Annotated in this window: 21 protein-coding genes; 18 read left to right on the top strand and 3 right to left on the bottom strand. The window is 62.2% G+C overall.

Annotated elements, in window-relative coordinates; genetic code table 11:
• The 15 genes from K675_RS0124800 to recX all read left to right on the top strand — a co-directional run.
• The coding region (locus K675_RS0124800) for a DNA circularization protein (RefSeq protein ID WP_017906163.1) at nt 1-1,191 on the top strand (1,191 nt) is incomplete at its 5' end.
• A 3-nt stretch (nt 1,192-1,194) separates the two neighbouring features.
• Nucleotides 1,195-2,244, top strand: coding sequence for a phage baseplate assembly protein (locus K675_RS0124795; protein WP_017906162.1), 1,050 nt, complete (start codon nt 1,195-1,197; stop codon nt 2,242-2,244).
• Between the two features lie 152 nt (nt 2,245-2,396).
• The gene (locus K675_RS0124790; protein WP_017906161.1) at nt 2,397-2,906 is read left to right on the top strand and encodes a phage baseplate assembly protein V; all 510 of its coding nucleotides are present in this window, start codon (nt 2,397-2,399) and stop codon (nt 2,904-2,906) included.
• Entirely contained in the window at nt 2,906-3,304 is a 399-nt protein-coding gene (locus tag K675_RS0124785) for a phage GP46 family protein (RefSeq protein ID WP_017906160.1), read from the top strand. The genes K675_RS0124790 and K675_RS0124785 overlap by 1 nt, the downstream gene beginning before the upstream one ends.
• The gene (locus tag K675_RS0124780; RefSeq protein WP_017906159.1) at nt 3,294-4,334 is read left to right on the top strand and encodes a baseplate J/gp47 family protein; all 1,041 of its coding nucleotides are present in this window, start codon (nt 3,294-3,296) and stop codon (nt 4,332-4,334) included. The genes K675_RS0124785 and K675_RS0124780 overlap by 11 nt, the downstream gene beginning before the upstream one ends.
• A complete protein-coding gene (locus K675_RS0124775) occupies nt 4,322-4,921 on the top strand; it encodes a YmfQ family protein (protein ID WP_026145516.1) in 600 nt (199 codons plus the stop codon). The genes K675_RS0124780 and K675_RS0124775 overlap by 13 nt, the downstream gene beginning before the upstream one ends.
• 13 nt (nt 4,922-4,934) lie before the next feature.
• On the top strand, nt 4,935-6,980 hold the full coding sequence (locus K675_RS32540) for a phage tail protein (RefSeq protein ID WP_017906157.1): 2,046 nt from the start codon (nt 4,935-4,937) through the stop codon (nt 6,978-6,980).
• The gene (locus K675_RS32535) at nt 6,977-7,324 is read left to right on the top strand and encodes a tail fiber assembly protein (RefSeq protein WP_080635397.1); all 348 of its coding nucleotides are present in this window, start codon (nt 6,977-6,979) and stop codon (nt 7,322-7,324) included. Before K675_RS32540 ends, K675_RS32535 begins: the two co-directional genes overlap by 4 nt.
• 263 nt (nt 7,325-7,587) lie before the next feature.
• The gene (locus tag K675_RS33930; protein ID WP_017906155.1) at nt 7,588-9,033 is read left to right on the top strand and encodes a phage tail protein; all 1,446 of its coding nucleotides are present in this window, start codon (nt 7,588-7,590) and stop codon (nt 9,031-9,033) included.
• Nucleotides 9,034-9,035: 2 nt separating this feature from the next.
• Complete coding sequence (locus K675_RS0124750; RefSeq protein ID WP_232434475.1) at nt 9,036-9,446, top strand: phage tail assembly chaperone; 411 nt, start codon at nt 9,036-9,038, stop codon at nt 9,444-9,446.
• Nucleotides 9,447-9,493: 47 nt separating this feature from the next.
• Nucleotides 9,494-10,057: a glycoside hydrolase family 19 protein gene (locus K675_RS0124745; RefSeq protein ID WP_017906153.1), complete on the top strand. Its 564-nt coding sequence runs from the start codon at nt 9,494-9,496 to the stop codon at nt 10,055-10,057.
• Nucleotides 10,039-10,575, top strand: a complete 537-nt coding sequence (locus tag K675_RS34350) for a lysis system i-spanin subunit Rz (protein WP_017906152.1) — start codon at nt 10,039-10,041, stop codon at nt 10,573-10,575. Before K675_RS0124745 ends, K675_RS34350 begins: the two co-directional genes overlap by 19 nt.
• Before the next feature lie 212 nt (nt 10,576-10,787).
• Nucleotides 10,788-11,288 (top strand): CinA family protein, encoded by a 501-nt coding sequence (locus tag K675_RS0124735; protein WP_017906151.1) that lies wholly within the window; start codon nt 10,788-10,790, stop codon nt 11,286-11,288.
• 85 nt (nt 11,289-11,373) lie between these two features.
• On the top strand, nt 11,374-12,435 hold the full coding sequence (gene recA, locus K675_RS0124730; RefSeq protein WP_017906150.1) for a recombinase RecA: 1,062 nt from the start codon (nt 11,374-11,376) through the stop codon (nt 12,433-12,435).
• Nucleotides 12,436-12,443: 8 nt separating this feature from the next.
• Nucleotides 12,444-12,911: a recombination regulator RecX gene (gene recX, locus K675_RS0124725; RefSeq protein ID WP_017906149.1), complete on the top strand. Its 468-nt coding sequence runs from the start codon at nt 12,444-12,446 to the stop codon at nt 12,909-12,911.
• Here recX and K675_RS0124720 read toward each other — a convergent pair whose 3' ends face one another.
• Nucleotides 12,912-14,030, bottom strand: coding sequence for an LOG family protein (locus tag K675_RS0124720; RefSeq protein ID WP_017906148.1), 1,119 nt, complete (start codon nt 14,028-14,030; stop codon nt 12,912-12,914).
• A gap of 291 nt (nt 14,031-14,321) precedes the next feature.
• Between K675_RS0124720 and K675_RS0124715 the strand changes: the two genes are divergently transcribed.
• Nucleotides 14,322-14,516: a hypothetical protein gene (locus tag K675_RS0124715; protein WP_026145514.1), complete on the top strand. Its 195-nt coding sequence runs from the start codon at nt 14,322-14,324 to the stop codon at nt 14,514-14,516.
• Here K675_RS0124715 and K675_RS0124710 read toward each other — a convergent pair whose 3' ends face one another.
• Nucleotides 14,517-14,942, bottom strand: a complete 426-nt coding sequence (locus K675_RS0124710; RefSeq protein WP_017906146.1) for a PA3611 family quorum-sensing-regulated virulence factor — start codon at nt 14,940-14,942, stop codon at nt 14,517-14,519.
• 230 nt (nt 14,943-15,172) lie between these two features.
• On the opposite strand from K675_RS0124710, the gene K675_RS0124705 reads away from it, so the two are divergent.
• Nucleotides 15,173-15,892: a tRNA-uridine aminocarboxypropyltransferase gene (locus K675_RS0124705; protein WP_017906145.1), complete on the top strand. Its 720-nt coding sequence runs from the start codon at nt 15,173-15,175 to the stop codon at nt 15,890-15,892.
• Here the strand turns inward: K675_RS0124705 and K675_RS0124700 are convergent.
• The gene (locus K675_RS0124700) at nt 15,867-16,769 is read right to left on the bottom strand and encodes a DMT family transporter (RefSeq protein WP_017906144.1); all 903 of its coding nucleotides are present in this window, start codon (nt 16,767-16,769) and stop codon (nt 15,867-15,869) included. The two genes, K675_RS0124705 and K675_RS0124700, sit on opposite strands and share 26 nt — an antisense overlap.
• A gap of 241 nt (nt 16,770-17,010) precedes the next feature.
• On the opposite strand from K675_RS0124700, the gene erdR reads away from it, so the two are divergent.
• Complete coding sequence (gene erdR, locus K675_RS0124695) at nt 17,011-17,661, top strand: response regulator transcription factor ErdR (RefSeq protein ID WP_017906143.1); 651 nt, start codon at nt 17,011-17,013, stop codon at nt 17,659-17,661.
• Nucleotides 17,662-17,717: the final 56 nt, after the last annotated feature.

Below are 17,717 nucleotides of genomic sequence, written 5' to 3'. Positions count from 1 at the left end.
TCCCCCCAGCGCGACCAGCCGTTTTTCGAGCGGCTCGGCCAGCAGGCGAAAATCCATGACCTGACGGCTTTCATCGTCGGTGCGGACTGCCTGGAGCAGCGTGACAACCTGCTCAAGGCGCTGGAGGAGGGCAGTGGCGAGCTGGTCCACCCGTGGCTGGGGCGGATGCAGGTCAAGGTCGGCGAATGCGACATGACCCAGACCCGCCAGGATGGCGGGTTGGTGACCTTCAACCTGAAGTTCTATCCGGACCAGCCGCTGCAGTTCCCCAAGCCGGTCGTCAATACCCAGGAGCAACTGCAGGTGGCGTCGAGCAAGCTGCTCACCTCATCGGTGGGCCGCTTCGACGAGGCGATGAAGCTGGTCAACCAGGCACGGATCGGCCTGGACAACCTGCGCAAGGGCATCACCCAGGCGTACCAGCTGATCGAACAGCAGTTGCAGCCGCTGATCGAGACCTATGCGAATGTCTATGCCCTGGTGCGCACGGTGAAGGAGTTCCCTCACCAGGTGAGTGCGGCGGTCAAGGGCGTGCTCAGCGAGGTCAAGGCCGAGTTCAACGGCCTGGTCGGCGAGGTCCGTGGCCTGGTCGGCGAAGTGCGTGGGTTGAAGGACTTCGCTGTCCAGGGTTATCACGGGATGCTCGCCGACCTGTCGAAGCAGGTCGAGGACGCCAAGTCCCTGGACGCCTCGCAATTGGCGATCGGCAAGGACACCGCCGCGGCCTCGCAGGCCACGGTGAACCTGATCCAGGATGCCTTGCTGGTGCAGATCGCCCAGTTGGTGTCGGTGATCCCGGCGGCGACCCAGGCGGTGAAACTGGCCGTCACTCCGTCGCTGGCGCAACAGGCCCAGCAGCCGGTGCAACGTGCCGATGTGCCGGTGGTCGACGACGTGCTGGCGCTGCGTGACAGCCTCAATGAGGCGATCTGGCAGGCCGCGCTCAAGGCCGATTCGGTGCATTACCAGGCGCTCAATACCGTGCGCCAGGCACTGGTGCAACACCTCAACGCCGTGGCCTCCAACGGCGTGCGGCTGGTCGACCTGCTGCCCAAGAGCAATCTGCCGGCGCTGGTGGTGGCCTACAAGAACTTCGGCGATGCCACGCGGGTCGGCGAGGTGGTGCAGCGCAACCGGATTTCGCACCCCGGTTTCATCCCGCCAGCGCCCTTGCAGATATCCCGGGAATAGGCCATGAACGACATCGACAACGCCGTCGTCCTGCTGGTCGACGGCCTGAGCTACGAAGGCTGGAAGGCCATCGAAATCAGCGCCGATCTCGAACGCCAGTTCCGCACCTTCAAGCTGGGCATCACCTGGCAATGGCCGGGGCAGACCCTGGCCGTGCCGATCAAGGCCGGTGCCCGCTGCCAGGTGCTGATCGGCTGCGACCTGGTGCTCACCGGGCATGTCTACAAGGCGCCCATCAGCTATGACGGCAAGCAGATCAGCCTGACCATCGAGGGCAGTTCGCTGACCCGCGACCTGGTCGACTGCGCGGCCATCAACCAGCCGAGCCAGTGGCGCCAGCAGGGCCTGCTGACGATCGTCGAGGCGCTCGCCAAACCCTACCAGGTCAACGTGCGCAGCGAGATCCCGGCTACCACCAAGCTGCAGACCCACAGCATTGTGCCGGGAGAGACGGTGTTCAAATCCATCGACCGTCTGCTGACGCTCTACCGGGTGTTCTCCACCGATGATGCGAGCGGCAACCTGGTGCTGGCCAGGCCCGGCAGTGCCGGGCGCGCCAGCGATGTGCTGGAGCTGGGCAAGAACATTCTCTCGGCCAGTACTGCGAGGGACTACAGCGCGGTGTTCTCCGAATACCGGGTGATCGGCCAGCACAAGGGCAGCGACCAGAAGAGCGGCAGCGCGGTGAGCGAAGTCAGCGGCGTGTCCAGCGAGGCCAACCCGCAGCGCAAGCGGGTCACGGTGATCAGCGAAAGTGTCCAGCTCACGCCCGAGCTGGCCCAGCAACGGGCCGACTGGGAACGGTCGACCCGCGCCGGCAAGGCCCTGGCCACCACCTACACCGTGCAGGGCTGGCGGCAGTCCAACGGCGACCTGTGGCGGCACAACCTGCTGGTGCGGGTGAAGGATCCGGTGCTGGACGTCGACCAGGACATGCTGATCTCCAAGATCACCTACTCGCTGTCGGCGCAGGGTTCGATCACTACCCTGGAAGTGGCGCCGCCCGAGGTTTTCGAGGCAACGCCGACGAAGGCCAAAAGCAAGGCCAGGTAACCACCCTCTTCGCGGCGGCCTCTTCGCGGATAAATCCTGCTCCCACACGCATGCGGCGTACAGAAGTCCGTGATCACTGCCAAATCCTGTGGGAGCCGGATTTATCCGCGAAAGGGCCCCTTCTGACACATCGCTCGCCCAAGGAACCCCTCATGAGCCTACTGACCCGCCTGCTGGCGCGCGGCACCGTCGTGCTCGCCAACTCGGCCAACAAACTGCAATCGCTGCAAATGCGCCTGACCGCCGGCGAAGTGAACGACGACATGGAGCACTTCGAACCCTACGGTTTCACCAGCAACCCGCTGGCCGGCGCCGAAGGTGTCGCCACCTTTCTCGGTGGTGACCGTTCCCACGGCATCGTGCTGGTGATCGCCGACCGCCGCTACCGCCTGCAGAACCTCGCCCCCGGCGAAATCGCCCTCTATACCGACGAGGGTGACCGTATCCACTTCAAGCGTGGCCGGATCATCGACATCGAGACCGGCACCCTGAACATCCGCGCCAGCACCGCCATCCACCTCGACAGCCCGACCCTGACCCAGACCGGCAGGATCGTCTCCCAGGGCGACCAGGTTGCCGGCGGCATCAGCCAGATGCAGCACGTGCATGGCGGCATCCAGCCAGGCGGTGGCCAGACCGGCGCGCCGGCGGGAGGTGCCTGATGTTCGTTTCCAACAACCTCAAGGCGGCGCTGACCCGCTCGGTGCTGATCAGCCTGTTCACCTGGCGTCGCGCCAACAGCGATGACCCGATCGACGACGATGAGCGCTACGGCTGGTGGGGCGACAGTTTTCCCATGGTCGCCAACGATCGTATCGGCTCGCGGCTGTGGCTGTTGCGCCGGGTCAAGCTGACCGCGCAGACCCAGCTCGATGCCGAGTTCTACGCCCGTGAAGCCCTGCAATGGCTGATCGACGACGGCCATTGCAGCGCCATCGAGATTCAAACCGAACGGCTCGACGCCCAGCGGCTGAACCTGCGTACGGTTCTGACCCTGGCCAACGGCGAGCGCCTGGATATCAACCCGAACCACAGTTGGCAGGTGACTTATGCCGTTTGAAACCCCTTCGCTGCCGGTGCTGATCAACCGCACCCAAAGCGACCTGGCCAGCGATGCGCTGCGCCAGTCCGATGCCCAGGTCCTGGCCCGCACCCTCAGCGGCGCGGCCTTCGGCCTGTATGGATACCTCGACTGGATTGCCGAGCAGATCCTGCCCGACACCGCCGATGAATCCACCCTGGAGCGCATTGCCGCGCTTCGTCTGCACCAACCGCGCAAGGCCGCCCAGGCGGCCACTGGCAGCGTGAGTTTTACCGCTGCCGCCGGTGCGGTGCTGGACGTCGACACCCTGCTGCAGAGCAACGATGGCCGCAGCTACAAGGTGACCCAGGGAGGCACCACCAGTGCCGGTAGCAATACCGCGCAGATCCAGGCGCTGGAGGCCGGCAGCCTGGGTAATGGCGACGCTGGCCTGACCCTGTTCCCGGTCCAGCCGGTGCAGGGCATCGGCAACACTTTCACGGTGCTCGCCCCGGGGCTGAGCGGTGGGGTGGCGGCGGAAAGCCTCGAGTCGCTGCGCTCGCGGGTCATCCGTTCCTATCGCGTCACGCCCCATGGCGGCTCGGCGGCCGACTACGAAACCTGGGCGCTGGAGTGTCCGGGGATTACCCGGGCCTGGTGCCGCGGCAGCTATCTCGGGCCGGGCACCGTCGGCTTGTTCGTCATGCGTGACGACGATCCGGTACCGATTCCCGATGCCACGCAACTGGCGCTGGTCCAGGCCTACATCGAGCCGCTGCGGCCGGTGACCGCCGACCTGTACGTGCTGGCTCCGGTGCAGGTGCCGGTGACCTACACCCTGCGCCTGGTGCCGGACACCACGGCGACCCGCGCTGCGGTGGAGGCGCAGTTGCGCGACCTGCACAACCGTGAAGGCGGCCTCGGGGAAACCCTGTTGCTGACCCATATCGCCGAATCCATCAGCAGCGCCACGGGCGAGAACGATCACCTGCTGGTGTCGCCGTCCGCCGATGTGCCAGCAGCCACCAACCAGTTGCTGACCTTCGGAGGCTGCGTATGGCTGGAGTAAGAACTGCCGCGCAATACCAGGAGCAGTTGCGCAGCCTGCTGCCGGCCGGTCCCGCCTGGGACCCGGAGCAGGTCCCGGAGATCCAGCAGGTGCTGCTGGGCATCGCCCAGGAACTGGCTCGGGTCGATGCCCGGGCGGTGGACCTGCTCAACGAAGTGGACCCGGTGACCGTCAGCGAACTGGTGCCGGACTGGGAGCGGGTGATGAACCTGCCCGACCCGTGCCTGGGCCCCAAGCCGCTGTTCGACGACCGCCGCCTGGCGGTGCGTCGGCGCCTGCTGGCGGTGGGCGACCAGAGCATCGGCTACTTCCTGGATATCGCCCGCAGCCAGGGCTACCCCAACGCCACCATCACAGAGCAGCAGACCCCGCGCATGGGCCGCGCCCGCTTCGGCCGGGCGCGTTTCGGCACCTGGAGCGCGCAGTTCATGTGGACGCTCAACACCGGCGGCCGCCTGCTCCTGGGCCGTCGTTTCGGCGCCAGCTACTGGGGCGAGCGCTTCGGCGCCAACCCGGGCAGCGCCCTGGAATGCCTGATTCACCGCACAGCGCCGGCGCACACGCTGGTGCACATCAATTACGACTGAAGAGGACGGATACGTGGATTATCCAAAAAGCACGCCTAGCGTTGGGTTGGTCAATGGCAGGTTTGTCGACGAGAACCCGGTCAATGGTTCGCCCGGCTCGCTGATTCCGGCGGTGTGGGGGAATGCGGTGACCGAGGAACTGCTCAACGTGGTCCAGGCCGGTGGGCTGGAGCCTGCCGAGGCGGAGCACGACCAGTTGCTGAGGGCCATCCGGACCATCATCCAGAGCTCGCTGCCGCCGGAGCAGATTCGCACGACATTGGCGGCGTACGGGATTACCGATGCTTACACCAAGGCGGAGGTCGAGGCGCTGTTCAAGAACGCCACCGCCTTGCCGGTCGGGGCGATGATGGCGTTTCCCAAGGGCGTGGTGCCGAATGGATTCCTCGAGGTCGATGGCAGTGTGCAGAGCGTTGCGACGTATCCGGACCTGGCGGCGTATCTGGGGACGACGTTCAACAAGGGGGATGAAGGAGCGGGGAATTTCCGGTTGCCGGAGTCGCGCGGGGAGTTTCTGCGTGGGTGGGATCATGGGCGGGGGGTGGATGCTGGTCGCGGTATTGGCACGTTCCAGGTCGATCAGTTCAAATCGCACACGCATGGGTTAAAAACTAATCAAGCGGCGGCAGGTGGTGGCTTCACTACTCTTTACAACTCTGGAAATCAAATGGATGACGGCTCGACCTACATCCAACCTCAGGGTGGGGCAGAGACACGTCCGCGTAACTTGGCTGTAATGTGGTGCATCAAGGCCTGGAACGCGCCAGTTAACCAAGGTCAGATCGATGTTGGAGCCCTGGTCGACGAAGTGCAGAAGCTGAAAGCTTCGGTGCCTGTGGGTTCCATGTTGTCCTTTCCGAAAGGCACGGTACCTCCAGGTTATCTGGAGGTCGATGGCAGCTTGCAGAGCAGCGCGGCTTATCCGGACCTGGCAGCGTATCTGGGGACCACGTTCAACAAGGGCGATGAGCCTGCGGGTTACTTCCGCTTGCCGGAGTCGCGCGGGGAGTTCCTGCGGGGGTGGGATCACGGGCGTGGAGTGGATGGAGGTCGGACGATTGGTAGTTATCAGTTGGATGATTTCAAAAGCCACAAGCACTCGTTGAATGCGGATGTCGTAACAGAAACTGGAGCAGGGCCAGTTGGCGGTATTGCCAGCAGCGGAAATATTTACATCACGGAAACCGCTTTTACTGGTGGGGCTGAAACTCGTCCACGCAACTTGTCGGTAATGTGGTGCATAAAGGCCTGGAATTCCCCGGTCAATCAGGGGAGCATCGATGTTGCGGCGTTGGCAGCCGATGTTCGCACGGTGCAGAAAATCGCCGTTGCTGGGACATTCAGGGGGCTTACAGCATCAGCCAATGGGTTGGGCTCTGTGGTCAATGTCGCTGCGGATCAACTGGTGTTGGGGAACGACGTCTCGTCTAGGGTTCTGAATGGAGTCAATGTCAGCATCAATGCTACTGCTATGGGAGCGAACGGGCTTGATACAGGGGGGGTGACCGCTTCAACCTGGTATAGCGTCTGGGTTATCTGGGGAGGCTCAGGCGTTGCCGGCTTGTTGTCTTTGAGCGCTAATAATCCTGTGCTCCCTGCAGGCTTTACGCACAAGGCACGTGTCACGTGGACAAGAACAGACTCAACGGCGAATAAGTTCCTACTCTCATTTGTTCAGGCTGGTAATAGCGTTCAGTACAAAATTGCTGCCGGCTCTAATGTCCCAAATCTTCCAGTTATGGCCTCTGGCACTGTTAGTCCGGCAGCGGATGTTTCTATTTCCGCTTTTGTACCGCCTACCGCTAGCAAGATTGCATTGGCGGCAGGCTCTACGGGTAGCTACATCTCTTTTGCGCCAAGTAGTGCATACACTGCGCAGGTTCAGAGTTATTTGAGTACAGGGGCACTGAATGCTGCTCCGTTTGTTGGTGGTTATAACCCTTCCTCACCTGTTCCTACGGCGAATGGGTTGATTCTGATCGAAGGAAGTTCTATTCGTTTTGGTTCCAGTGGTGGAAGTGGTGTTTTGCAGTGTTTGGGTTGGGAGGATAACTTATGAGTGGCTTTGCAGTAAGAAATGATGGTCAAGGTTGGCGCTCTGTGGATGGCCCGGAAGATATTTCTCCAAATGAGTGGTATACGAAGGAAAATCCTCCTGATCCAGTTCCGCTACCTCCCACTCGAGAGGAGCTGATCGAACAGATCAATGCAAAGAGAGATAGCCTTCTGGCTACTGCCGCTAATCGTATGGGCCCCTTGCAGGATGCTGTGGATCTTGATGAGGCGACCTCTGTTGAGGTTTCGCAGCTCAAGTCATGGAAGCAGTATCGTGTTGCACTGAATCGTGTAGATCAGCAAGAAAAATTTCCAGTCGATATAACTTGGCCGGAACTTCCAAGGTGATTATAAAGCTGAGGTCGTCTAGCTGGCTGTCTGCTGAGTAAGATTTGCCCTTTGTTCGAAATGGCAGCTATCTGGAGTTGATCTTTCTCGTAGTGGTGATGTGGTAATGCCAATACCTGTATCCTACGATTTTTATAAGTTGAGGAGGTTGTTTTGGTTTTTGAAATTATTGGCTCAAGGATTCTGAGGCAAGAACGCCTCGGACGATGCACCTGCGTTGTCAAATGGAGGGTGCATATAAATGATGGTTAGAGGAGATGTAAATGGATTATCCAAAAAGTGTGCCCGGAGTCGGGCTGTCGAATGGTAAGTTTGTTGATGATAACCCGTTTACCGGTGCTCCCGGTTCGCTGATTCCGGCGAGCTGGGGGAACCTGGTGACGGACGAGTTGCTGAGTATTGTCCAGGCTGGCGGGCTTGAACCGTCCGAGGCGGCTCACGACCAGTTGCTGATCGCCATTCGGACGATTATTCAAAGTTCGCTGCCGCCGGAGAAGGTTCGCACAACGCTGGCCGAGTATGGGATTACCAATGCCTATACCAAGGATGAAGTGGAAGCGCTGGTGAGAAAGGCATCCTCGCTCCCGGTGGGTTCCATGGTGCCGTTTCCAAAGGGGACGGTGCCGCCAGGTTTTCTTGAGGCTGACCACAGTGTGCAGAGCATTGCGGCCTACCCGGATCTTTACGCCTACTTGGGTACGACGTTCAACGATGGTTCGGAAGCGGCAGGGTACTTTCGATTGCCGGAGTCGCGTGGCGAATTCCTGCGAGGTTGGGACCACGGGCGCGGAGTGGATGCCAGTCGGGGTCTTGGTACATTCCAGCTTGACGCATTTCAGGGGCACCACCATGACATCACCAGTAGTCCGCCCGCTGGCGATGCTGCGGCAGGTTCGGCGGTAAATACGATTCATGGTAGTGATGGCGTCGTCATGCAGGGTGAAAAAGTCACCTCTCCTAAAACTGACGGTGTAAACGGTGTACCGCGTACGTCTTCAGAGACTCGGCCGCGCAACCTATCGGTGATGTGGTGCATCAAGGCCTGGAGTGCTCCGATCAACCAGGGAAACATCGATATCGCGGCGCTGCTGCAGGAAATCCAGAATCAGAAACCTATGGCTTCCGGTCTGGCGATCTTTGCCGTTCCCGGTGTGACGAACTTCGTTGTGCCGGAAGGCGCCAAGGCCGACTCGATTTTCGAGGTCGAGGTCTGGGGGGCTGGCGCAGGTGGTGCAGGTGGCGGTTCCAGTTCCTCGGGCGGCGGCGGCGGTGCCGGTGGTGGTTATGCCTATAAGCGTCTCAGCGGTCTAGTGGCAGGTACCGTCATCAAGGTTACCGTAGGTGCTGGCGGAGCGGCAGGTGCTGCAGGTGCCCCTGGTGGTGGAGGCGGTACGAGTTCGTTTGGTACCTACTGCAGCGCGGAAGGCGGCAACATCGGCCAGATCGGCACCGGTTCCTCTCCTGGATCGGCCGGTGGTCGGGGATTCGGTGGCGATCTAAACCTCGTCGGTGATTCCGGCAAGCCCAGTGAATATACGGTCGGCGGCGCTGGCGGCATGGCACCTCGTGGAGGTGGTGGTGGGCCGGGTGGATCTTCGGCGGTGGGTAACCCTGGTAACACGCCTGGAGGCGGCGGCGGTGGTGGGGATGGCCCCAACTTTGTCGGTGCTGCCGGTGGTAATGGAATGATCCTGGTGAAATGGAGGTGAGTATGAAGTACTTCGCACGCCTTGAAGGCGGTTATGTTGTAGAACGGCTGGACATTGACGAGTTGCCTCCCTTTCACGAGTCGCTCCGCTGGGTCGAGTGTGAAGCGAATGTCCAGGTAGGCTGGCATCAGGCAGATGCCTCGGCACCGTTGGTTGCACCTGTGATCGGGAGCGCTGAGCGGGCAACTGCTGAACGTCAGTGGCGCGATATTGAAATTGGCCGAGTCCGGTGGTTGCGCGAGCGCCATCGTGACGAAGTCGATCTCGATCTCGCTACGACACTCAGTGGTGAGCAATTCCGGGAACTGCTGACTTATGTTCAGGCATTGCGTGACTGGCCTCAGTCCAATGCGTTTCCCGCTTCTGAACAGCGCCCGGCCGCTCCGTCCTGGCTGGTTGAGGCTGAGCAGTGATTCTCGCGAGGGAGCCGCTACTCATCGTTCATTCCGGAGACTCCTGAATGCTTCTCACCGAGTCGCAACTGCTGAAAATCATGCCCAACGCCGGCCCCAAAGCCGGCGTTTTCATACCTGCTCTCAACACCGCCATGTCCCGGCACGACATCACCACCCCCAAGCGCATCGCCGCCTTCCTGGCCCAGATCGGCCATGAGTCCGCGCAACTGCGCTACGTGCGTGAGCTGGGCAGTGACCAGTACCTGAGCAAGTACGATACGGGCACCCTGGCCCTGCGCCTGGGCAACACCCCGGACGCCGACGGCGATGGCCAGCGCTATCGCGGTCGCGGGCTGATCCAGGTCACCGGTCGCAGCAACTACCGTCAATGCAGCCTCGCGCTGTTCGGCGACGAGCGTCTGCTGCAACAGCCGGAGCTGCTGGAGCAGCCGCAATGGGCCGCCGAGTCGGCGGCCTGGTTCTGGGAGCAGCAAGGGTTGAACGGGTTGGCCGATGCCGACCAGTTCAACAGTATCACCCGCAGGATCAACGGCGGCCTGAATGGCCTCGATGACCGCCTGCAACTCTGGGCGCGGGCGAGGGCGGTGCTATGCGCCTCCTCGACCTGATCCCGGCGCCTTACCGCCTGTTCGCTGTCGTCGTGCTGCTGGCCCTGGTGGCCGGCGGTTCGGCGGCACTGGCCTGGCGGATTCAAGGCTTGCGTTACGGCCTGCAACTGGAGCATCAGGCCCGGTTGCAGGCCGATGCGCTTCAACAGATTTCCCTTGCCGCGGCGACGCAACAGCGTGCCGAGCAGGACAAGCGTCTGGCCCTGGAACAACAGCTCCAGGCCAGCGATCAAACCCACTCGAAGGAACTGAACGATGTGCAACAGGATCAGGCTCGCCTGCGTGATCGCCTGGCTACTGCCGATCTGCGGCTGTCAGTCCTCCTCGACCGCAGCGACCCCGCCAGCGGCTGTGCGCTGCCTGCCACCACCGCCGCCAGCGGCGTGGTTCATGCAGCCCCACGCGCCCGACTTGACCCGGCGCATGCTCAACGAATTGTCGCCATCACCGACGACGGCGACCGCGCCCTGATCGCCTTGCAGGCCTGCCAGGCATATGCCGAAAAGGTCTCGCGCTGACATCCTGATGCAAAGCGTGGCTTGAAAGCCCGATGCGCTCGTGTAGGGTGTTCATCTTGCACAGCCGCCGCCGATCCTTGTGGGAGCCGGCTTGCTGGCGATTGCGGGAGTACTGTCACTGGGGGGGCCGAATGGCCGCCTTCGGCGGATCGCCAGCAAGCCGGCTCCTACAGAAAAGCCGGGCGCGGTTTATCTTTGGACAGGAGAGCAACGTGGACGACATCACCCGGCTTGCCGCCGAACTCGGCAAGCGCCTGCAGACCCTCAAGGCCCAGGTCACCACCGCCGAGTCCTGCACCGGCGGTGGCATTGCCGAGGCGATCACGCGGATTCCCGGCAGTTCGGCCTGGTTCGAGGCCGGCTACGTGACCTACTCCAACCAGCAGAAGACCCGCCAGTTGCAGGTGCCCGAGGCATTGTTCGGCCAGGTCGGCGCTGTCAGCCGCGAGGTGGTCGAGGCCATGGTCCGTGGTGCCCAGGCCCACAGCGCGGCGCGCTACGCCGTGGCCGTCAGTGGCGTCGCCGGGCCGGATGGCGGTTCCGTCGAGAAACCGGTAGGCACCGTCTGGATGGCCTGGGGCGTGGGCGACCAGGTGAGCGCCGAGCGTCGCCAGTTCGATGGTGACCGTGACGCGGTCCGGCGCCAGACCGTGCAGGCCGCCCTCGAAGGGTTGTTGCGACGGGCGGAAGCAGAAATCGCAAATCAGGGGTAGGCGAGTCGCCAAGGCTGTGGAATAATACTGGCTACTTATACAGGTGTTGGCCGTCACAGGCCTTATTGATTACGTGAGGACTTTAATGGACGACAACAAGAAGAAAGCCTTGGCTGCGGCCTTGGGTCAGATCGAACGTCAATTCGGCAAGGGTGCCGTGATGCGTATGGGCGATCATGAGCGCCAGGCTATTCCTTCGATCTCCACCGGCTCCCTGGGCCTGGACATTGCCCTGGGCATCGGTGGCCTGCCGAAAGGCCGGATCATCGAGATCTACGGTCCGGAGTCCTCGGGCAAGACCACCCTGACGCTTTCCGTGATCGCCCAGGCCCAGAAAGCCGGCGCCACCTGCGCCTTCGTCGACGCCGAACACGCCCTGGATCCGGAATACGCCGGCAAGCTGGGTGTGAACGTCGACGACCTGCTGGTTTCCCAGCCGGACACCGGCGAACAGGCCCTGGAAATCACCGACATGCTGGTGCGCTCCAACGCGGTCGACGTGATCATCGTCGACTCCGTGGCAGCCCTGGTGCCAAAGGCCGAGATCGAAGGCGAGATGGGCGACATGCATGTGGGCCTGCAGGCTCGCCTGATGTCCCAGGCGCTGCGCAAGATCACCGGTAACATCAAGAACGCGAACTGCCTGGTCATCTTCATCAACCAGATCCGCATGAAGATCGGCGTGATGTTCGGCAGCCCGGAAACCACCACCGGTGGTAACGCGCTGAAGTTCTACGCTTCGGTCCGCCTGGACATCCGCCGTACCGGCGCGGTGAAGGAAGGCGACGAAGTGGTGGGCAGCGAAACCCGGGTCAAGGTCGTGAAGAACAAGGTGGCTTCGCCGTTCCGTCAGGCCGAGTTCCAGATCCTGTACGGCAAGGGCATCTACCTCAACGGCGAGATGATCGACCTGGGCGTACTGAACGGCTTCGTCGAGAAGTCCGGTGCCTGGTACAGCTACAACGGCAGCAAGATCGGTCAGGGCAAGGCCAACGCGGCCAAGTTCCTGGCGGAGAACCCGGACATCGCCGCCGCGCTGGAGAAGCAACTGCGTGACAAGCTGCTGAACACCAATGCTCCGGCGGACTTCAAAGGCAGCGCCACGGCCGACGAAACCGAAGACGATCTGGCTGACGCCGATATCTGAGTGAGCCGATGAGCGCCGTACTGGATACCCCGGTCGCCGTACGGCGTGCTGCAATGGATCTGCTCGCGCGACGCGAGCATAGTCGAGTCGAGCTGACGCGCAAGTTGCGTCAGCGCGGCGCCCCGCCTGAAATGATCGACAGCGAACTCGACCGTCTGACGGAAGAGGGGCTGCTGTCCGAATCCCGTTACCTCGAAAGCTTCGTTTCCTACCGTGCCCGTTCCGGCTACGGCCCCCTACGCATTCGCGACGAGTTGAGCCAGCGTGGCTTGCAGCGCGTCGATATCGAGTTGGCCTTGCGCGAAAGCGGCCTTGACTGGCAGGCACAGTTGGAAGAAACCTGGCGGCGCAAGTTCGCCGGGCGTCTGCCCGCCGATGCCCGCGAGCGTGCCCAGCAGGGTCGCTTCCTCAGTTATCGGGGGTATTCCATGGACATGATCGGCCGCCTGTTGAGCGGCCGAGGGCTGGATGACTGATCAGGTCGCCTTGATCGGCTCCCGTACGCGCGGCTGCGCCGTGACCGCCGGCTTGCTCCAGTTTTCCGACAGGTTGATGAAGTCCACCAGTTCCCGCAAGCGTCCCTGATCCCGTGCCGTGAAGTGAAACGCCAGCCGCCACAGGTGGCTGAATTGTGGCTCATCGTGTTCCTGGCCGGCATAGCCATGCTGATGGAAACCACCACTGACACACAGGTCGGCGAACCGCTCGTCGAGTTGGGCCAGCGCCTGTTCGGTAAGCGGATGATTCATGCGAATCACGAACTGGTTCTTCAGCCAGCGGCTGGAGTGGAAGTTGCTGTAGAACTGGTTGATTTCCGCCACGGCTTCATCGGCGCTGTAGACCAGGCGAGCCAGTTTCAGGTCGTTGGGGAGGATGTAGCGGTTGGCCTCCAGCTGGTTGCGGATGAAGTCGAGGGCGCTCTGCCAGAAGGTGCCGCCGGGAGCATCCAGCAACACCACCGGCACCAGTGGGCTCTTGCCGGTCTGGATCAGCGTCAGGACTTCCAAGGCTTCATCGAGAGTGCCGAAACCACCGGGGCATAGCACCAGGGCGTTGGCTTCCTTGACGAAGAACAGCTTGCGGGTGAAGAAGAAGTGGAACGACAGCAGGTTGACGGTGCCGTCGACGGTCGGGTTCGCATGCTGCTCGAAGGGCAGGGTGATGTTGAAACCGAGGCTGTGCTCCAGGCCCGCTCCGGCGTGGGCTGCGGCCATGATGCCGCCGCCGGCACCGGTGATGACCATCAGGTCGGACTTGGCCAGGGCCGCGCCCAGTTCGCGGGCCTGGGCATACAGCGGATGCTCGATCGGCGTCCGGGCGGAGCCGAAAACGGTGACCTTGCGGCGCCCCTTGAACTGGTCGAGCACGCGGAAGGCGTTCTCCAGCTCGCGCAGGGCCTGCAGGACGATCTTGGCGTTCCAGCGATTGCGATCGTCCTGGGCCATGCGCAGGACGGTCAGCATCATGTCACGGTAAAGCGGGAGGTTGGGGCTGTTGGGGGCAATCTGTTCGAGTTGTTCTTCGACCTGTTTCGTGAGGTCGACACCGTTGTTCTGGAAATGACGGGACAGCAAGTCATTCGGTTCGTAAGGCATGTCATGTCTCCTTCTACACAGAACCTCTGGCGCGGTCGAAATCGTCGCCGTCGCCGCGACACTGCATGTGTCGCTGTACCTCCAGTCTGATGCCTTTGCATGACAACTGGCGAATTGATCATGGCCCCAGCCAGCCTTGCCGGCAACCGCTTGTTGTTTCATTGCGGATGATTTGTGCCGCTCGTCAGAAGCCCTGCCTCGGGAGCGCGGCTCTGATTTACTTGATCTCGGGTCGAGCGGAAACGTCGCATCGGGATGGACCGGTTCAGGTGCGGCGTACGGAGGCGGGTAATGGAGAGAGTGACACTGGAAGTCGATACCGAGTTGTATCAGCTGTTAAGAATGGCTGCGCAGGCCAATGACCTCAGCCTCGAGGAGGAATGCCTGCGGCGGTTGGAGGGCGCGGATCGGCGTTCGCGCTACCTGCAAGCGCTGGTGGCGGAACTGCGCGCCGATGATGAACAGCGGCGCCAGGCCCGGCAGTAGTTACTTTTTCTTCGCCGGTGCTTCTTTCGGGCAGTCGCTTTCCACGAAGCGGACCGAGGCGACGGGGCGATTGCTCTTATTCTCGGTGAATTCGTAGCGCATGATCGCGCCCTGGGCCATCAGCTTGCGGTAGTTGACGTTGCGGCAGACGCTGGCACCCATCTGCAGGTAGACCACCTTGGGGTTGTCACGCATGCTTTGGGCGTAGTCGGACTGCACGCTGAGGTGGTCGATCAGTTGGTTGTCCTCGACCGTGTAGGCAACTTCCAGGATGTGCTCGTTGATCTCGCGAGGCAGGGTTTCGTTGCTCTTCTGCGCGACGTCCTTGAGCATCTTGTTCAGTTCAAAATCCTTCAGCGATGCCGCCTGGACACTGAAAGGCAACGCCAGCAAAAGGGCGATGGACGGTACGGTAAGGCGCGGCATGCAACTCTCCTGGTTCGGTGACTGGTGCTTCGACCCGTTACCGGGCTGTGCGTTCAGTGGTCGCGAAGTATAGAGGGCCGTTGTCGGACCTACTAGCTTGCTGCTGAAGGAAAATGCCGAGATCAAGCCGCTCAAACCCGTTGGCAGCCTCTGTTAGACTGCGCGGACTTTTCACCGCCGTGAGCCGTACTCCTCGTGCCCAACCCTTCCTGCTGCCGGCGTGGCCCCCTATGAGCCATGCTGTTTCCCGCCTGCGCGCCGAGCGCCTGGCCCGCGCGAAAGCGCCATTCACCGCCCGCGGCTCGCGGGCCGAGCGCTGCGAACGGTGTCGTGTGATCCCGCAATACTGTCTGTGTGACTGGCTCCCCCGGGTGCCGGCCCGTTCGGCGATCTGCCTGCTGATGCACGATGTCGAACCGATGAAACCGAGCAATACCGGCTGGCTGATCGCCGACGTGCTGGCCGATACCAGCGCCTTCAGTTGGTCGCGTACCGAAGTCGATCCGCAATTGCTGGCCCTGCTCGACGATCCGCAATGGCAGCCGTTCATCGTGTTTCCCGGCGAATTCGTCGCTCCGGAGCGGGTGGTGACCGACGTGCAGCCGCTGGAGGGTAAGCGCCCGCTGTTCATCCTGCTGGATGCGACCTGGACCGAGGCACGCAAGATGTTTCGCAAGAGCCCGTACCTGGAGCGTTTCCCGGTGTTGAGTCTGGAGTCGGAGCAACTGTCACGCTATAAGCTGCGCCGCTCCAAGCGTGACGATCACTTCTGCACGGCGGAAGTCGGCGCCCTGTGCCTGGAGCTGGCCGGAGACACCCAGGCCGGCGAGGCGGTGAGCGCCTTGCTGGAGGTCTTCACCACCCATTACCTGGCTGCCAAGTTTCAGTTGCCGCTGGACTTCGACGACGAGGCTCACCGGCAACTCAGGCCTTTTCTGCCTGTACCGTAGTCCTCGCCCGTGGCCAGAGCTGGGCGACCAGCATGCCGGCCAGCATCAGCGCACAGCCGATGTAGCCGCGCAGGTGCAGCGACTCATCGAGCAGCCAGGCCCCGGCAATGGCGGCGAACACCGCTTCCAGCGAGAAGATGATGGCGGCGTGGGAGGCGATCGCGTCCTTCTGGGCGATGACCTGCAGGGTGTAGCCGATGGCGACCGCGACGATCCCGCCGTAGAGAATCGCCGGCCCGGCCGCGATGATGGCCGGCCAGCGGATCGGTTCGAAGCACAGGGCCAGCACCAGGCTGGCGACGGCGCAGGTGGCGAACTGCAGGAAGGCCAGGCGGATCACATCGTGACGCCTGGCGAACACGCCGACCAGGATCACATGCCCGCCCCAGACGAAGGCGCCGATCAGTTGCAGCCAGTCCCCCTGCGATACCTGGAACTGCTCGCCGACGCTCAGCAGGAACATGCCGACCACCGCCAGCAGCGCCCCCAGCCAGGTGCCGAGACCGGTCTTGTGGCCGACGAACAGCCCGAGCAGGGGCACTACAATCACATAGAGACCGGTGATAAAACCGGCGTTGGTCACGGTGGTGAACAGCAGGCCGACCTGTTGCAGGTTGATGCCCAATGCCAGGGCCAGCCCCATGAACATGCCGCCCGGCAGCAGGCCGCGGGTGAGAAACGGCTCGGGTCGGATCTGCCGGGGATTGCGGCGCAATACCAGCGGCAGCAGGCACAGCGAGCCGAGGGCGAAGCGCAGGCCGGAATAGAGGAAGGGGCCGATATGCTCCATTCCCGAGGTTTGTGCGACGAAGCCGGAGCCCCAGATCATGGCGGTCAGCAACATCAGGATATCGGCACGCAGGGCTTGGCTTCGCATAATGGCACTCTTGTCAGATAGCCGGTGACTTTGCCGCATGGCATCGAACTTGACCACCCCGTCCGTGCTGGGCATGCTTGGCGCCGATTCGGGTGCGGCAACATGTTCGAACGCCGGTTCCTCCGGGCTCCAGGCGTGTGGCGCGCCCTTTGACGCATGGCCTTCTCAGGCCGTCGCTTCGAGATGCCTTGGCGGGTATCGACCCGATCGATATCCGTCTAAAAACAGGATCATTTGAAAAATGACCACATACGAAATCCTGATCGCCGATGACCATCCTCTTTTTCGCAGCGCGTTGCGCCAGGCGTTGACCCTCGGGCTCGGGCCAGATGTGCGGCTGGTGGAGGTGGCGAGCATCGCCGAACTGGAAACCCGCCTGACCGAGAAAGCCGATTGGGACCTTGTTCTGCTGGACCTGAACATGCCTGGCGCCTATGGCTTCTCCGGCCTGGTGCTGTTGCGGGGTCAATACCCGCAGATCCCGGTGGTGATGGTTTCGGCACAGGAGGAAGCGTCGGTGGTGGTGCGCTCCCGCGAGTTCGGTGCCAGCGGTTTCATTCCCAAGTCCAGCTCCCTGGAGGTGATTCAGCAAGCGGTGCGCAATGTCCTCGACGGCGAGGTCTGGTGGCCACCGCAGGCGTTCGAGGACGTCAGTGTGTCCGACGAGGCCAAGGCCGCCAGCGCCGGCCTGTCGAGCCTGACCCCGCAGCAGTTCCGCGTGTTGACCATGGTTTGCGAAGGTTTGCTGAATAAACAGATCGCCTATGAGCTGGGTGTGTCCGAGGCGACCATCAAGGCCCATGTGACGGCGATCTTCCGCAAGCTGGGGGTGCGTACCCGGACCCAGGCGGCCTTGCTCCTGCAACAACTTGAGTCAATTTCGAGTCAGTAAGGCATTCGGTATTCACGCTTTTTTGACTTTGGTTGAACTAGCTTCCCTCCACCATT

The sequence above is a fragment of the Pseudomonas fuscovaginae SE-1 genome (genome assembly GCF_000364705.1).
Taxonomy (GTDB): domain Bacteria; phylum Pseudomonadota; class Gammaproteobacteria; order Pseudomonadales; family Pseudomonadaceae; genus Aquipseudomonas; species Aquipseudomonas fuscovaginae_A.
Note: the sequence above shows the minus strand (reverse complement) of the source record. Positions and strands in the feature narration are given on the sequence as shown.

Coding starts and splice junctions, on each gene's coding strand:
- K675_RS0124710 (WP_017906146.1), bottom strand. CDS start 14,942: ATGCCGCGCCTTACCGTACCGTCCATCGCCCTTTTGCTGGCGTTGCCT.
- K675_RS0124745 (WP_017906153.1), top strand. CDS start 9,494: ATGCTTCTCACCGAGTCGCAACTGCTGAAAATCATGCCCAACGCCGGC.
- K675_RS0124750 (WP_232434475.1), top strand. CDS start 9,036: ATGAAGTACTTCGCACGCCTTGAAGGCGGTTATGTTGTAGAACGGCTG.
- erdR (WP_017906143.1), top strand. CDS start 17,011: ATGACCACATACGAAATCCTGATCGCCGATGACCATCCTCTTTTTCGC.
- K675_RS0124705 (WP_017906145.1), top strand. CDS start 15,173: ATGAGCCATGCTGTTTCCCGCCTGCGCGCCGAGCGCCTGGCCCGCGCG.
- K675_RS34350 (WP_017906152.1), top strand. CDS start 10,039: ATGCGCCTCCTCGACCTGATCCCGGCGCCTTACCGCCTGTTCGCTGTC.
- recX (WP_017906149.1), top strand. CDS start 12,444: ATGAGCGCCGTACTGGATACCCCGGTCGCCGTACGGCGTGCTGCAATG.
- K675_RS0124785 (WP_017906160.1), top strand. CDS start 2,906: ATGTTCGTTTCCAACAACCTCAAGGCGGCGCTGACCCGCTCGGTGCTG.
- K675_RS33930 (WP_017906155.1), top strand. CDS start 7,588: ATGGATTATCCAAAAAGTGTGCCCGGAGTCGGGCTGTCGAATGGTAAG.
- K675_RS32535 (WP_080635397.1), top strand. CDS start 6,977: ATGAGTGGCTTTGCAGTAAGAAATGATGGTCAAGGTTGGCGCTCTGTG.
- K675_RS0124790 (WP_017906161.1), top strand. CDS start 2,397: ATGAGCCTACTGACCCGCCTGCTGGCGCGCGGCACCGTCGTGCTCGCC.
- K675_RS0124775 (WP_026145516.1), top strand. CDS start 4,322: ATGGCTGGAGTAAGAACTGCCGCGCAATACCAGGAGCAGTTGCGCAGC.
- K675_RS0124720 (WP_017906148.1), bottom strand. CDS start 14,030: ATGCCTTACGAACCGAATGACTTGCTGTCCCGTCATTTCCAGAACAAC.
- K675_RS0124780 (WP_017906159.1), top strand. CDS start 3,294: ATGCCGTTTGAAACCCCTTCGCTGCCGGTGCTGATCAACCGCACCCAA.
- K675_RS0124700 (WP_017906144.1), bottom strand. CDS start 16,769: ATGCGAAGCCAAGCCCTGCGTGCCGATATCCTGATGTTGCTGACCGCC.
- recA (WP_017906150.1), top strand. CDS start 11,374: ATGGACGACAACAAGAAGAAAGCCTTGGCTGCGGCCTTGGGTCAGATC.
- K675_RS0124795 (WP_017906162.1), top strand. CDS start 1,195: ATGAACGACATCGACAACGCCGTCGTCCTGCTGGTCGACGGCCTGAGC.
- K675_RS0124715 (WP_026145514.1), top strand. CDS start 14,322: ATGGAGAGAGTGACACTGGAAGTCGATACCGAGTTGTATCAGCTGTTA.